Source organism: Sporichthyaceae bacterium, assembly GCA_036269075.1.
Taxonomy (GTDB): domain Bacteria; phylum Actinomycetota; class Actinomycetes; order Sporichthyales; family Sporichthyaceae; genus DASQPJ01.
Window position 1 is genome coordinate 1 of the sequence record DATASX010000127.1, and the last position, 14,710, is coordinate 14,710.

Here is a 14,710-nt window from a genome sequence, read left to right on the forward strand (position 1 = left end):
CCCGGCGCGGGGGGGTGGGCGCGCCGGTGTCAGCGGCTCGCCGACGTGGGCGCAGAGACCGCCCCGGTCTGTTCGTCCCGCACCCGGAACGCGGACGCGTGTTCGGTCCGCACCCAGAGCGAGTACCTGCCGCCGGACTCGGTGTGGGTCGAGGCCGGGAAGTCCTCCCACTGCCTACCCTGGCGGCGTTGCACAGTCACCTCGTCGCCGGCGTGGGCGCCGGGGAAGACCCCGCTGATCACGATCCGCCCGTCGGCCTGCTTCTGGGCCCGGGCCTGCGTCGACGAAGGCGCCGGGCTCGGGTTGGCCGATTTCAGGCCGGGCGAGGGCGCGGCGGGCTCCTTGGCCGTGCTGTCGTCGTAAGCCTTCCCGGCTTGGGTCGTCCCGGAGCTCGACAGCGTCATCCAGGCACCCCCCACTCCCCCGATCACGAACGCCGCCCCCAGCGTCCCGACGATCGTCGACAGGCGAGCCATGTGTCCTCCTCGTCCTCTCGGCTGCCGGTGCGCAACCTGTGGTGGGCACCGGTGCTTCCCCTGGCACCGGTATTCCCCAGGGCGGCCGACGACACCCCCGAATCCGGCCGCCCAAGCTGCTGGGCTGTATTCACCCGCAGTGCGCGTTGTTCGGATTCCTGGCCCCGCGTGCTCCTTCGTCGCGCGCGTGGCTCAGTTCACCCGAATGGCGGTCGGCTGCGGGGTCGATCTTGGGGATAGTCCGGGTATGGGAGGTTTGCGGTGGTTTGCGGGCGACCCCGCGCGGCGCTCTTTGCGGCCGGCGTTGGCGATCGCACCGCTGGTGGCCGGACTGGCAATCGCGGTCCCGATCCCGGCGCAGGCGGAGGTACGCGCCCCCGCGGTCGAGCCCTTGGCCGCCCCGGTCGGCGGGGTGTTCTGGTTCGAGGGACGCGGTGCTGGACACGGCCGGGGCATGTCCCAATGGGGCGCCGAAGGTGCGGCTTCGCACGGCGTCGGCTACCGCAGGATCCTGAGCACCTACTACCCCGGCACCCGTCTGGTCCGGACCAAGGCCGACCCGCCGATCCGGGTCCTGCTCTCCCGGGTCGGCTCCGACCTCGTCCAGGTGGCCGCCGTCCCCGGCCTGCAGTTGACCACCGGCCGGCGCACCGCGACGCTCCCGCAGGCCGTGGGGCGGGCTGTGGTGCGGGGCTGGCGGGTCCGGCCGAGCGGACGGTCACTCGTGCTGGAGGACTTCACGAACCGGTGGCGTGTCCACGCCGTCGCGGGCCGGCTCGAACTGCGCGCCCCGGAGGCGGTCCGGGTCACGGTGGCGGGCGGATCGCGGGAGTATCGCGGCGCCCTGCAGGTGCTGCCCACCGAGCGCCCCGGCCAACTGCAGGTGGTGAACGTTGTCGACGTCGAGGACTACCTGCGCTCGGTCGTGCCGAGCGAGTCCATGGCCGGTTGGGCACCGGCGGCATTGGCGGCCCAGGCCGTCGCGGCCCGGACCTGGGCCCACTGGCGGGCCGAGCACGCCCCTGCGCCGGCCGTCTCCGACGTCTGTGACACCGCCGCCTGCCAGATGTACCCCGGCTACCGGACGCTGGACGCCGCGGGCCGGGTCGACCAGGTCTTCGAGGACCCGCGGACCGACCGGGCCGTCGCGGCCACCCGCGGCGCGGAACTGACCTGGCACGGTCGGCCCGCATTCACCGAGTACTCCGCCTCCGACGGCGGCTGGACGGCCGCCGGCGGGCTGCCCTACCTGCCCGCCCGCCGCGACCCGTGGGACGGGCTGGCGGCCAACCCGGCGCACTCGTGGACCGACAGCGTCCCGGCCGAGGTGATCCGAGCGTGGTGGCCGGCGGTCGGTCGCCCGCTGGGCCTGGCCGCGCAACGCCGCGACGGCACCGGGCCGTGGGGCGGACGGGTCCTGACGGTCCGGATCGTCGGCGATCGTGGGCAGGTCCTGGTCCCGGCCAATCAATTCGCCGCCCGCACCGGGCTTTCCGCCACCTGGTGGCAGCTCCGCGGCGCGACGGGGCTACCGCGCCCGCGGACGCGGCATCACGGTTGAGTCGGCCCGGACAGGGCCTCGACCCCGGCGCGTAGCTCGGCGACCGCGGCGATCTCCTGCGCGGTCGGGGACGCCGGGACGAACTCGGCCTCCGCGATCGCCAGTTCGGCCGAGCGGACGGCGTCCGCGGCCGCCCGAAGCCGTTGGTCGTTGAGCGAGGTGTAGTGATCACGCATGGCCCGATGCGCACCGCGCAACTGGGTCCGCAAGTCCTCGCCGACGCGGAAGTTGACCGCGTCCAGGAATCGGGAGACCGCGACCTTCGCCTCGGCCCGGCCGCGTTCCACCCCGGAGCGCCGGTCCTCCCAGAAAGTGAACAGGCCGAGCAGGACGCCGGCGGCGACCGACCAGGTGCTGATCAGTTTCATCCCGGCCAGGCTGGTGAGAACGCCGACCATCAGGATGCCGCCGTAGCAGCCCCGCAGGCTGTTGATCAGCCGGGCGGACACGGCGCCGCAGTAGGGCGGCTCCATCGGTCGCACCCTGTCCAAGGCCTCGCCAGGTGCGGGGAAACCCGTTGCGGGCAACGCGATCCGGGGCTGCGCGTCGGACGGCTCGCCGGTCATCGTGATCGCCACCCGCCGGGCCAACGCCCCCGTTTGGTGCGCCGCGAAGCGATAACTCTCCTCGACCCCCTGCGCGATCGAAGCCCGCACCGTCTCCTGGAAGTTCTCCCACTCGCGCAGCGGACGGTTCCCGCAGATGACCACGTCGGCCTCCTCCAGCGCGTCGCGCAGTCGGTCGCGCAGGTCGAAGTCGACGGCCGCGACCAGGTCGGCGAAGCCGTCGCCCAGCGTCAGCTGCCATTTGGTTGACAGGTGTTGGCGCCGCTCCAACTCGGCCACCGCGATCTCCAGTCGGACTGCGGGCGGCGGCACGGAAGCGGCCTGCCGAACCTGCCGTTCGACGGTCGCGGTCAGCCCGGCGGCGACCTCGCACAGCGCGTCCGTGACGAGCTGAGCCGGCGTCAGATCGACGGCGGTGTCGAGGCGATCGGTCAGGAAGTCGAACAGCTGGGGCACGCCGGAGGCGACCAGCAACGACTCGTCGCGCCGGTCCAGGCCCGCCACGCACAGCGCGGCGGAGACCGGCAGCAGAGCCATGGGCGGGTCGTCCAGGTCGGCCAGCTGCAGCAGCCCCCGGTTGCGCCGCTGGACCTGCTGCCATTCCGGCCGCTGGTCGAACCCGGCCGACACTGCGACCACCGGGATGCCGGCAGCCCGGATCTGCTGCAGGACCGCGAAATCCTCGCGGCCGTACTCGTGGGCGGCGTCGGCCAGGAACAGGACCGCCGCCGGGCCGTCCGCGTGCGCCGCCCAGGCGGTGCCGGTGGCGTCGCGGAAGGAAACCCCGGGGGCGCCACCGGCGGCCGCCATCCGCAGCGCCCCGAGCATCGATTGGGCCGGCGTTTGATCGGCCGGGCCGGACGACGCCCGGATCACCGCCACCTCGAGCGGACGGTCCGCCAAGCGGGCGCGGGCCGCGGCGAGACGATCGGTCAGGTCGGCCCTGCCGAACCGGTCGCTGAGGCTTCTCGCCTGCACGAGCAGCTTGGTCAGCTCGGCGCTGCTCGTTCTCGTGGTGGTGGTGATTCCGGGCATCGTCGTCACTCCTCAGGCTCCGGCGCCGACCAGGTGGTGGTGCGCCGTCGCGTGCGCGGCCGGGTGCGCGGGCACCGTGGTCGCGACCGCGTGGCCGGTCAGACCACCGCTCAGCGCGGTCGACTGGCTCGTCGACAACGTGCTGCTGTGATCGACGACCGAGGCAGCCGGCGGGGCCGTGCTCGCGGTCGTCGGGGTGTGGGCAAGCGTCGTCGGCGCGGTGGCCGGCGACGTGGCGGCCGGAGTGCTGGTCGACGTGCCGGCCGCCGTGGCGTCGGCCGCGGGGGCCGAGACCGTGGGGGTGGCCGGGGCGGTCGACGCGGCGGTGCTCGGGTCGCTCGCCGGTGCCGCGGCCGGGGTGGTCGCGGGCACCGCAGTGGTCGCCGAGGTGGACCCGGTGGTGCCGAGGTCCGCCGGCGGAGCACCGGCACCGTGGGTGAAGTGCGATCCGCCGCCGGTCGGCTGCGCGCCGGTGCTCGGCGTCGGGCCGGTGAGCGTGCCGGTCGACGAGCCGTTGACCGGAACCGTGCTCGGCGTGGTCGTGTGCTGCCCGGCGCCGGCAGAGTGACCGGCCGGCGGGAAGCCGGGACGAGTCACGGGCGTGGTGGACTGCGGTTGCCCTGCCGCCGGCGTGGCGCCGGTCGGCGGTGGCGTCACGGTCCCGGTCCCGGTGCCCTGCGGCGCGTGCCACTGCGGCCGGGTGTGGGAGTCCGGCGCGGTGCCCGTCGCCGGGGTGTGCACCGGTTGTGTCGCCGAGGCGACGCTGTTCAGCAGCGGGGTGCGCGCCGACGAGTGCGAGCGGTCGTCGAGCGGGGTGGACGCGGCAGGGGCGCCCGCACCGGCCGAGACGGCCGGGATCGAGGAGGCGGCCACGACCGGGGCCACGAAGGCCGGCGGCGCGAACGACTGGCCGGCAGCGCCGAGCACCTCGTGCTGGAACGGCTGGCCGCCCCGCTCGCCCGTGAACCCGCGCTGATCCGGCCCGTTGCGGCCGTCGTGGTGCCCGTCGAAGTGGGCCGGCCGCGGGTGGCCGGGACGTTGGTCGTCGCCGTGCGCTCCCGGGTCACGGTGGTCCGCGTCGGTCGCGTGCGGCCGGTGGCCGTGACGCACCGCGTCGTGGCCCTGGCCATGGTCCGGCCGCCCGGTGTGCCCGTCGCGGTTCTGGTGGTCGGCGTCATGACGCTGGTCGTGACGCTCGTGCTCGCGCCAGTCGCGCTGGTCGCGCTGGTCGCTGTGATTGTCGTGCCGGTCGTCGCGCCACCAGCGGTGCTGGTCGCGGTTGTGGTCGTGGTCGGGCCGCCACCGCCAGTCGCGGGTCACCTCGACGTGGCCGGCTCCGCTGTCACTGTCCGGGTACGACACGGTGGGGACGTAGGAGCCCGCGGCCCCGGAGGAGCCGCTGTCGCTGTAGTCGACGACCGTCTGGAAGTGGTTGTTGCAGTCGACTCCGTCGTTGGCCTCGCGCAACTCCAGATGCGGCCACCAAGCCTGGCGGTCATCGCCGCGGTCGTGATCATTGAATCGGAATTCGTGGTGGTCACGACCCTCCCATGGGTGGTGGTCGAAGTCTTGGCGGTGCTCACCGAAAGCGCCCCGGTGGTCGTCCCGCGGACCCCCGTTGCGGTGGTCCGCGTTATGAGTACCGGCGTGTTGCCACGACCGCTCGCCAGGGTGATTTCCGGTGCTCGGCGCGCGGTGGTCGGAGCCACCGTTGTGCCGTGGATCGGCACCGCGGTGCTCGTGCTCGGCCGGAACCCCTTGCTGAACAGGGTTTCCAGCGGCGTGGTCACCGGGGTTCGCTCCGACGTGCGGGGGCCTCACGTCGGTCGCGGTCGGTGCAGTGGTAGGTGCAGTGGTCGGTGCAGTGGTCGGTGCAGTGGTAGGTGCAGTGGTCGGTGCAGTGGTAGGTGCAGTGGTCGGTGCGACGGCGGTGTGCGCGGCCGGAGCGCGGTGCGCATCCGGTCGCGATATTCCCTCGGGCATTGCGCCCTCCTTCTTTCCCAATTCGATTCTCGAGACGAGCGATGTGTACGGGAAAAAGTTAGGTACGGATACTTGTCGCGATCTACGAGAAGCCTGTGGGTCCAATTGGGATGATGGGCCCGACCTGGGACATGGCGCGGAAATGGCCGGCAGGAAATGAGACGACAGGAATTCTTGAAGAGCGAGTAAAATCGCGAGCGGGCGGACGATGAAAGGGGCAGCCGGACGCGGGCTCAGCCCAGCGGGACGCTCCGGTGCAGTCGCGTCCCGGCCACGCCGATCTCAATCTCGACGCACCCGTCGCGCACCGCGATCGCGACGGTGGCCGACCCGCCGTGCCGACCCGCTTCGAGCAGCACGTCGCGCAGCACCGCGACGACCTCGCCCACCAACTCCTCCGGGACCGCCGAGTCGAGCGGTCCGGCGAACCGGACCACCGGCGGGGCCGGGAACGAGCGCGCAACCTCGGCCACGACCGCGAGCACCCGGGTTCGCAGCGCTCCGGTGCGGGGGCCGAAGGTCCCGCGCAGCCCGAAGATCGAAGTGCGGATCTGCGAGATGGTCTCGTCGATGCCCTCGACGACCCGGCCGAGTTTCTCCGCGGCAGCCGGTTCGGCACCGACCGCCATTCCTTGCAGCGTCAGACCCGCGGCGAACAGGCGTTGAATCACGTGGTCGTGCAAGTCGCGTGCGATGCAGTCGCGGTCCTCCAGCAGGAGCATCCGCTGTTGACCGACCCGGGCGTCGGCGAGTTCCACACAGACCGCGGCATGGGCCGCGAACGCGGTGGCCACTTCCGCCTCGGCGGATCCGAAGGCCGCGCGCCCGGCCCGCCGCCCCAGAGCCAACGTGCCGCGGGTCCCCCCGCCCGCCGGCAGCGGGACGACCAGCAGCGGTCCGCCATCGGCGAGGTCCAGGGTCTCCGCCCCCGCGTGGACGGTGCCCAGCAGTTCCTCGGATCCGAGGCCGGCGACGGCCGCCACGATCAGCCGGCCCCGTCCGGCGTCGCGAGCGAGATCGCGACGGCGTCGGCCGCGCCGAACTCCAGCGCATTCCCCGCAACGAACGCCAACGGATCATCGGCGCCTGCTGCCAGCAGCGCGGCATCGGCCCTGGTGGTGGCCCGCAGCAACTCCAGCAGGCGGTCGTCCACGCCGCCAAACGTATCCGTCAGCAGCAGCCCCCGCCGCAGCCGTCGGGGGCGTACTCGGTCTTCGCCGAACCCACCGACGCGCCGATCCGGGCGGTGGGGGTACCCGGTCGGTAGCCGGTTCGGACGGTGAATGTGCGCTGCTCGACGGTGGTGGTCAGCTCGACCGAGTGCTTGCCCGTGATCCGGAAATCGGTGAACTCCGAGCCGTCGGCGCTGATCCGGACCGCGGCCGGATCGGGCAGTTGATCGACGGTGAACGTGGTCGCCGACCCGCGGGCGGCCGTGGTGGCCGCGTAGGTCTCCAGGTGCAGGAGGCCCTCGTCGAGGTCGTTCCAGGCCTGCGTCAGCCCGATGCGCGGGTAATCGACGCCGCTGACCGTGGGCTCGTCGAACTTGTGCAGGTTGGGCTCGTTGAAGACGCGGCCCCAGCAGCCGGGCTCACCGAGTTCGCTCAGCACCATCAGGCTGGCCAACTGCCCGCGCGGCCAGGGTTCGCCGTTGCCGAAGAACCAGCCGAACATGTCGTCGTCGGTCCCGAAGAACCGCGGCTCGAGCGTCCGCTCGGCAGCGGCCCGCAGGTGCGCCTCGGTCGTGGTGTCGCCGACCTCACGGGCCATCAGGATGCCGATCGCCAGCCAGCGCGGATCGGGATGCAACTGCAGCAGCGGCTTTTTCGGGTCGTCCCAGCCGAGCGTGCGCATCGAGGACGTGTAGAGCAGTTCGCCGAACTCGCGGTCCTGCGGGTGCACATAGGGGGTGACGCACATGGAGGCGTAGGCGGAAACCTCGTCTCGGAAGGAGAAGTCGGCCTTCTCGATCGGATCGTAGTAGAGCGTGAACGAGGTCATCCGGCCGCGCTTGTCCGTCTTCATGTAGTGCCGGCGGGCGTACTCGACCCAGCGGCCGAACAGGTAGTGGGTGTCCTTGCCGTGCAACTGGTCGTACAGCTGGAGCCCGAGCCCGGCACCGGAGACGCAGAACGGCCAGATCTTCGTGTTCTCGCAGTGCACCCCGGCCGGTCGTTCGGCCCACTGGTCGACCATGAAGCTGACGATCGAGTGGTGGTCCCAGTCGAACAGTCGATCCTGATACCCCGTCACTTTGAACGGGGACGCCCACTTGTCGTCACCGGAGACGTAGCCGTAGAAGGACAGCAGCAGGTTGAAGAAGCCGCGGAAGAAGTTGTTCCCGTCGGCCCCGACCGGGTCCGGTTGCAGGCCCCACGGCGCCATCCCGTTGCCGGTCCAGCCCGGGGAGTCGTAGCGGCCGCGCAGGTACTCGGGCAGGTAGGTCTGCCACATGGTCGGGTACTTGGCGTGGGCCGGGTCGTGGCCGATCATCGAGATCCAGTCGATCACCGACCAGAACGTCGTGTAGCGGCCGACGAGCTCGTCGGCGATCCGGGTGTAGACCTCGCGCCAGGCCGGGGTGACGTCGCACATCACCGGCAGCACGTACCCGGTCTCGTGCAGGTCGAAGCGCAGCAGGCTGCACAGCGGCGGGGTGGACCGGTTGTCCCACCAGTCCAACGGCTGCCCGGCACTCGACCAATCGTCGGCGGTGGTGGCCTTCTCCCAGACGAATCGCAGCCATCCGCGGGAGCGCTCGTCCAACCGCGGCACGGTTCGGTTGCTCATGACAGTTCCTCGAGTCGCTCGGTCACCACATCGGGACGTCTTCGCCGCGGATCCGCCGCAGCATCGCCATCCGGTCGCGCGCAGCGAGCGCGGCCGTCCAACTCGGGTCCAGGGCAGCCACGGCGGGTCCCCGGGTGATCCGGTCGGCGACCTTGCTCGCCGGGTCGGGCGCGGTCAGGGCGCCCGGCAACCCGGCGCCCGGCAGCCTGCGGTCGCGGCCGTACGGGAGCACCATGCTGCGCAGGCTCCAGAACCACAGCACGTAGACGGCATTGCCGGTGTAGGTGGCCCGGCGGGCATGCAGCAGTTTCATGATCTCGCCGATGGCGTCGGTGCGGACCAGCGTGCGGAACCCAAGCGCCGCCGACCGGAACTCAAGTGCGAGGTCCGGTGTGCCCGGCGCCCGACCTCGCCGGGACGCCACCGACCGGTTCGCCGCGCGGAACACGTAATGGTGCGCCACCCCGTCGGTGCTGGCGACCTCGATCGTCAGGTCCTCGGTCACCTGGGCGCGGAACCGCTCACTGACCCGCGAGGCGACCTTGAGCATCTCCCCGAGCGTGCTGAGCAACAGCCCGAGAGCGAATCGACCCATGCGGCCTCCGTTCGGGAGCCCCGGCCGGGACGGGCGCGGGGTGCCCGTCCAACATTCTGGCCACCCGACCGGCTCAACGCCGAGGGGGGTCCAGAATCCGGTTATGTGCACGCATCCCGGGGCCGGTCCGGTCCCCCTCGTGGTCCCCGAACACCTCGACGCCTTCATCGGCGAGCGCGTGCCGTTGGAGCCGGTCGAGCGGGTGGAGATCACCACGCTGATGGACAACAGCGTCGACCTGCTGGCCGCCGGCGCCCCCGGCGTAGCCCGCTCCACTTTCGGCGCGCTGCCCACGCGCGAGTCCGGGGTCTTCGCCCAGGGCAACGTGGTGGACGGCGTCGTGGCCGAGCACGGGTTCTCGGCGCTGGTCGAGGTCACCACGGCTCGCGGCGACCGGCACCGACTGCTGTTCGACACCGGGGTGAGCCCGGACGGCATGGTCGAGAACATGCGCCGGTTGGCCGTCCGGCCCGACGGCGTCGAGGTCGTGGTCTGCTCGCACGGCCACTTCGACCACACCGGCGGGCTCGACGGACTGGCCCGTGCCCTCGGCGGCCGGGCCAATCTGCCCATGGTCATCCATCCGGAGTTCTGGTCCCGCCGCCGACTGGCGCTGCCCGGGCGCGATCCCTGGGAGATCCCTACGCCGAGCCGCGGTGCCTTGGCCGGCGCCGGGTTCGAGATCCACGAGCAGGAACACCCCTCGTTCCTTTTCGACCGCTCGGTGCTGATCACCGGCGAGGTCCCCCGGACCACCGAGTTCGAGCGCGGCATGATCCCGCATCAGGCGCTGCGCGGTGGGGTGTGGGAGCCCGACCCGTTGATCCTCGACGACCAGGCGTTGATCGTGCGGGTGCGCGGCCGCGGGCTGGTGATCCTTACCGGCTGCGGGCACGCCGGGATCGTCAACATCACCCGCTACGCGCGCGCCCTGACCGGGGAAAGCGCGGTCGCGGCCGTGGTCGGCGGTTTCCACCTGACCGGGGCCTCGTTCGAGCCGGTGATCGCCCCGACGGTGGACGCGCTGGCGGCGTGCAACCCGGCGCTGGTCGTCCCGGCCCATTGCACCGGGTGGAAAGCGGCCGCGGCGTTGGCCGGCCGTCTGCCAGAAGCTTTCGTGGCCAACAGCGTGGGCACGCGCCTGGAACTGAGCGCTTGACCGGAGCCCGCGGACCAAGATCACCACCCCGCCGCGCGGCAGGTCGGCCGACGTCGAAATGATGCGGTGCGGAACTTCCATCCACAGCATCTGGCGGCGGAGGACATGAAGGTGACGATCACTCGTTCGTGGTTGGTGGCGGGCCTGGCCTGCGGCGCGTTGCTGGTCAACGGTCCGGCGGCCTCGGCCACCGCGGGGCACGCAGCGCCGGCTGCCGTGACCGTTCCGGCCGACGGCGGTGGTGACGGCGGTGACGGTGGTGACGGCGGCAGCGGTGGCGGTGGCGGCGGTGGTGGCGGCGGCGATTCCGACGGCTACGTGGTCGTGCACCACCACCACCTCGTGCGGCACCACACCCACCGCCTCGTGCGCCACCACAACCGCCCGGCCCGCGTCGGCCGGCACGAGCAGCACCACAGCACCGGCCGCTCCGCGAAGGGCCACGCCGGCGAGCACGGCGGCCCGGCGCACAGCAGCACGCACACCGGCACGGCGCACTCGAGCCACGGCTCGACCGGCCACGACAACGGCCACAAGGGCGACACGAACAAGGCCCCCGACGCCGTCGTCCAGTCCGGCAGCGGCAGCACCGGCGACAAGGGCAACGCCGGCAAGAACTCGACCGACAGCAAGTCGACCGCCACGCCCAGCCCGACCCACAGCGCCAAGCCGAGTCCCAGCGCGAAGCCGAGCCACACGACGAAGTCGAGCCCGAGCGCCAGCGCGAGTTCCAGCCCCAAGGCGTAACCGGATGGGGCCTACGCCCCACCGGACCCGGCGGCCGATGTCGTCCCTCGCGGATGGCCTCGGCCGCTGTGCTGTCCGGGGTCAGTGAGCGGCCGGAGCCTTGTGCCGCACCGGGCCGGGCAGGGCGGCGGCGTGTCTGCCGCGCGGGGAGCGTCGGCCGGCGCGGATCGCGATGGCCAGCACCGTGGCCGCGCAGCCGGCGCAGGCCAGCGCCAGCGCGTAGAACGTCGGACTCCAACCGGCCATGAAGATCTGCGTCGGGCCGCCGCGGTGGCCCAGGTGCGCGGACAGCACCGCGCCGGCCACCGCGATCCCGAGTGCCGCACCGATCTCCCGGGTCAGATCGCTGACCGCCGAGGCCAGTCCCTGCTCGGAGGCCGGCAGTGCGCGGACGATCGCATCGGTGGCGGGCACCTGGGCCAGGCCGACGCCGGCTCCGGTGACCACCGCCGCGATGAGGTATCCGCCGATACCGGAGGTCGCGGTCAGTCGGGTGTGCGCGAGGTCGCCGGCTCCGATCGTCAGCAGGCCCGTCACGATCAACGGGCCGCTGCCGAACCGGCGCATCACCCGCGTGGACAACGCGGTCGCGGGCAGCAGCAGGGCCGCGTAGGACAACACGGTGATCCCGAGGCGGAGCGTGCTCTGGCCGCGGACCACGGACAGGTACTGCACGGAGACGTAGATCGAGCCGTAGACAGCGAAGTACAGGGCGGTGGTGCCGATCAGCCCGATCCCGACCGCGGGCGGCGCCAGGGCTCGCAGGTTCAGCATCGGGCGGCGCATCGTCAACTGGCGCAGGCCGAACAGCACACACATGAGCACTCCGGCGGCGCCGCCGGCCAGCACCCGGACGTCGGCGATCCCGTACTCGCCCGCGCTGATGATCGCGTAGGTCACTCCGCCCACGCCGAGCACGGCAGTGACGGAACTGACTGCGTCCAGCACGGCCTCCTCCGGCGCGGCCGACTCCGGGACGAACACGGCGACGGCCGGGATCAAGGCCGCGGATGCGATCGCGGTGGCCCAACAGATCGAGCGCCAGGACCAGAACTCCACCAGGCCGCCCGCCGCGAAGACACCGACGAACCCGCCGAGAATCGCGCCGGAGGCCCACACCGCGACCGCGCGGGAACGCCGCTGCGACGGGAACGAGGCAGTCAGCGTGGACAGGGTTGCCGGGAAGGTCACCGCCGCAGCGACCGAGCAGACGCCGCGCCAGGCGATGGCCGCGCCCACCGAGTGGCACAGCGCCAGCGCGACGTTGGTGGCGGCCATCCCGACCAGGCCGAGCAGCAGCATGCGGCGCCGGCCGTAGCGGTCGCCGAGCGCCCCGCCGGTCAGCAGCAATGCGGCCAGGCCGATCGGGTACGCGTCGAGGATCCATTGCAGCCCGGTCTGCGACGCGTGCAGCGACATCGCCAGTTGCGGCAGGACGACGCTCAAGGTGATCTGCTGCGACACCACCAACCCGACCGCGACGGCCACGACGGTCAGTGCGGCTCGGCCCTTGCCCATGTGCGCCCCACCCCGCAATCGTGCTGCCGCGTGGCCGGGCAGTCAGCCCGGCAAAACTGTACGATACGGTATCGTACACATAGATCTACGGAGGCTCAGTGGCTGCAGCGGCGGCAGTGCCCGGGCGCGGCGACGTCCGCGAGCAGGCGATCCTGGCCGCGACCTACGATCTGCTGGCCGTGGTCGGCTACGAACGGCTGACCATGGACGCGGTCGCCGAGCACGCGCACGCCAGCAAGACCACGATCTACCGACGCTGGCCGAACAAGGCCGCGATGGTCGTGGCCGCGTTCGCCGCGATGGATCCCCCGCCGACAACGGAGTTGGACACCGGCGGGCTGCGCGGTGACCTGCTGGCGTTGGTGCGAGCCGTGCGGGAACGTTTCACCGGCGCCAACCTGCCGCGGATGAGCAGCCTGATGTTCGCGATGCAGTCCGACCCGGAACTGGCCATGGCCCTGCGGGCCTACTTCCTGCCGATCCGGGCCGCGTTGACCTGCGACCTGCTCGACCGCGCCGATGCCCGCGGGGAGATTCCGGCCGGCCTCGACCCGGCACCGCTGCGGGATCTGACGGTCGGTGCATTACTGACCCGGGTGCTGGTGACCGGCGAACCGGTCGACGACGCCTACCTCGACGCGCTGGTGGACGGGGTCCTGCTGCCGATGCTGTCGGCGCCTCGCCCGACGAACTGACGGGCCGTCAGTCGGCAAACCCCATTAGTCCTCGAGCATCTCCCCGTCGAGGACGACGGAGTCGCTGAGCTCGAGGTGGCCGCGCGGGTTCGGGATGAAGTCGTCCACGACGTCCCTGGACCGGTCGTCCGAAGGGCTCCGGGTGGGCTCGGAAAGTGTCATGTCGGCTCCTGGCGGGTCCAGCGGTGACGGGAAGCGTCTCAACGCAGCCGTGACCGGACAACCGCCATCGGGTGAATTCTGCGGCCGGTTGGGCCGTACGGGTACCGCGCCGTTGGCCTGCGCGCACCTGATGCCCCGTCAGGACACCGCAGCCGGTGCCGCCGCGCGACGCAGCGCCGCGAACTCGACGACCTGCGCAGCGATGGTCTGCAACTGGAACCGCGCCCCGTCGTCGGTGCACGTCCCATCGGCGGCGAAGACCGGTCCGGAGGCGTTGACCGTGCCGCCGAGCGGGCTCGGCCAACCGCGCAGGGCGTGCACCACCGTGCGGATGCTGTGCAGCGTCGAGACCGTGGCCTGCCAGCCGTAGGCGACCGCGATGCACCCGACCGGGACGCCGTCGAGATACACCCGCGCATCGTGATTGGTGTCCTCGAGGTAGTCCAACGCGTTCTTGATCATCCCGGACATCGCCCCGTGGTAGCCGGGCGAGGCGATGAGCAACGCGTCCGCGGCCCGGACGGCCTCCAGGAAGCGCACTGCACCCTCGGTCCGGTGCGGGGTCTCGGTGTCGTAGATCGGCAGCATCAGGTCGCGACTCAGGATGAGCTCGGTCGTGGCCCCCGCAGCCTCCGCGGCCGCCTGCGCGACCCGGATCGCCTTCTCCGAACTGGAGTTCGGGCGGGTCGAACCGCCGATGCACAGCACCCGCACCTGCCCCGCTGACGTGCTCATGTGTTCCCTCCGGGGTGCCGGCGAATCGGATCAACGCTAATTTCTGCTGCATGGACGAGCAAAGGTCCGACGACCGGCAACAGTTCGAACTGCGACTGACCAGCACGGCGTCGGCGGAACGGCTGTTCGCGCTGCTCTCGGACGCGCCAGGTTGGCCGAAGTGGTTCCCCGCGGCACGGCGCGCCGAATGGGCGACCGACTCCGGAACCGACCGGGTCCGGCTGGTGGGCGTGGGTCCACTGGCGGTGCGCGAGGTGATCCTGAGCGAGACACCGGGCAAGCACCATGCCTACTCGATCCGCTCGGTGATCCCGGTACGCGATCACCGGGCCGACGTGTGGTTCACGCAGGCCGATGGTCGCACCGAGATCCGTTGGACGACCTCGTTCCGCCCGCCGCTGCCCGGCACCGGCATGTTGTTGCGCCGGTCGCTGCAGTTCGCCGTGGGCCGGTTGGCCAAGGCGTTGGTGGCAGCGGCGGAGAAACCGGATCATCCGAGCAGGTGACCGCATCGGGTCCGTTGGGCGCACTCAGAACCGTCACAATGCCGAGGCTACGACGCGCCCGACCTTTCGTCAACATAGGTGTTGACGATGCTGATGCGGCGTCACTCCCCCGTGCGACAGAGAGCCCCAGGGCCCGGAAACCCAGCCACGCAAGGAGACACGCCGCATCTTCTGTCGTGTGG

Annotated in this window: 15 protein-coding genes; 5 read left to right on the top strand and 10 right to left on the bottom strand. The window is 71.8% G+C overall.

Features of this window, described 5'->3' with window-relative positions; genetic code table 11:
- Positions 1-29 precede the first annotated feature (29 nt).
- Positions 30-476 carry a hypothetical protein gene (locus VHU88_23745; GenBank protein ID HEX3614722.1) on the bottom strand — a complete coding sequence of 149 codons (447 nt, stop codon included), beginning with the start codon at positions 474-476 and terminating at the stop codon, positions 30-32.
- A gap of 304 nt (positions 477-780) precedes the next feature.
- Here VHU88_23745 and VHU88_23750 point away from each other — a divergent pair, with 304 nt between their 5' ends.
- On the top strand, positions 781-2,037 hold the full coding sequence (locus VHU88_23750; protein ID HEX3614723.1) for a SpoIID/LytB domain-containing protein: 1,257 nt from the start codon (positions 781-783) through the stop codon (positions 2,035-2,037).
- On the opposite strand, the gene VHU88_23755 is transcribed toward VHU88_23750, so the two are convergent.
- The 6 genes from VHU88_23755 to VHU88_23780 form a co-directional block, all read right to left on the bottom strand.
- Entirely contained in the window at positions 2,028-3,638 is a 1,611-nt protein-coding gene (locus VHU88_23755) for a hypothetical protein (protein ID HEX3614724.1), read from the bottom strand. The genes VHU88_23750 and VHU88_23755 overlap by 10 nt on opposite strands.
- Positions 3,639-3,650: 12 nt before the next feature.
- Entirely contained in the window at positions 3,651-5,105 is a 1,455-nt protein-coding gene (locus VHU88_23760; GenBank protein HEX3614725.1) for a hypothetical protein, read from the bottom strand.
- Between the two features lie 749 nt (positions 5,106-5,854).
- On the bottom strand, positions 5,855-6,604 hold the full coding sequence (locus VHU88_23765) for a histidine kinase (protein HEX3614726.1): 750 nt from the start codon (positions 6,602-6,604) through the stop codon (positions 5,855-5,857).
- Between the two features lie 2 nt (positions 6,605-6,606).
- Entirely contained in the window at positions 6,607-6,774 is a 168-nt protein-coding gene (locus VHU88_23770; protein ID HEX3614727.1) for a hypothetical protein, read from the bottom strand.
- A gap of 17 nt (positions 6,775-6,791) precedes the next feature.
- Entirely contained in the window at positions 6,792-8,411 is a 1,620-nt protein-coding gene (locus tag VHU88_23775; protein HEX3614728.1) for a hypothetical protein, read from the bottom strand.
- 22 nt (positions 8,412-8,433) lie between these two features.
- Positions 8,434-9,006 carry a hypothetical protein gene (locus VHU88_23780; protein HEX3614729.1) on the bottom strand — a complete coding sequence of 191 codons (573 nt, stop codon included), beginning with the start codon at positions 9,004-9,006 and terminating at the stop codon, positions 8,434-8,436.
- A gap of 103 nt (positions 9,007-9,109) precedes the next feature.
- On the opposite strand from VHU88_23780, the gene VHU88_23785 reads away from it, so the two are divergent.
- Together VHU88_23785 and VHU88_23790 are read left to right on the top strand one after the other, a co-directional pair.
- On the top strand, positions 9,110-10,165 hold the full coding sequence (locus tag VHU88_23785; GenBank protein HEX3614730.1) for an MBL fold metallo-hydrolase: 1,056 nt from the start codon (positions 9,110-9,112) through the stop codon (positions 10,163-10,165).
- A gap of 111 nt (positions 10,166-10,276) precedes the next feature.
- Entirely contained in the window at positions 10,277-10,912 is a 636-nt protein-coding gene (locus VHU88_23790; GenBank protein HEX3614731.1) for a hypothetical protein, read from the top strand.
- An 81-nt stretch (positions 10,913-10,993) separates the two neighbouring features.
- On the opposite strand, the gene VHU88_23795 is transcribed toward VHU88_23790, so the two are convergent.
- Positions 10,994-12,430 (bottom strand): MFS transporter, encoded by a 1,437-nt coding sequence (locus tag VHU88_23795; protein ID HEX3614732.1) that lies wholly within the window; start codon positions 12,428-12,430, stop codon positions 10,994-10,996.
- Between the two features lie 98 nt (positions 12,431-12,528).
- Between VHU88_23795 and VHU88_23800 the strand changes: the two genes are divergently transcribed.
- The gene (locus tag VHU88_23800; GenBank protein ID HEX3614733.1) at positions 12,529-13,125 is read left to right on the top strand and encodes a TetR/AcrR family transcriptional regulator; all 597 of its coding nucleotides are present in this window, start codon (positions 12,529-12,531) and stop codon (positions 13,123-13,125) included.
- Between the two features lie 24 nt (positions 13,126-13,149).
- Here VHU88_23800 and VHU88_23805 read toward each other — a convergent pair whose 3' ends face one another.
- Positions 13,150-13,287 (bottom strand): hypothetical protein, encoded by a 138-nt coding sequence (locus VHU88_23805; protein ID HEX3614734.1) that lies wholly within the window; start codon positions 13,285-13,287, stop codon positions 13,150-13,152.
- 138 nt (positions 13,288-13,425) lie between these two features.
- Complete coding sequence (locus tag VHU88_23810) at positions 13,426-14,022, bottom strand: NADPH-dependent FMN reductase (protein HEX3614735.1); 597 nt, start codon at positions 14,020-14,022, stop codon at positions 13,426-13,428.
- Positions 14,023-14,072: 50 nt separating this feature from the next.
- Between VHU88_23810 and VHU88_23815 the strand changes: the two genes are divergently transcribed.
- Positions 14,073-14,528 (top strand): SRPBCC family protein, encoded by a 456-nt coding sequence (locus VHU88_23815; protein HEX3614736.1) that lies wholly within the window; start codon positions 14,073-14,075, stop codon positions 14,526-14,528.
- Positions 14,529-14,710: the final 182 nt, after the last annotated feature.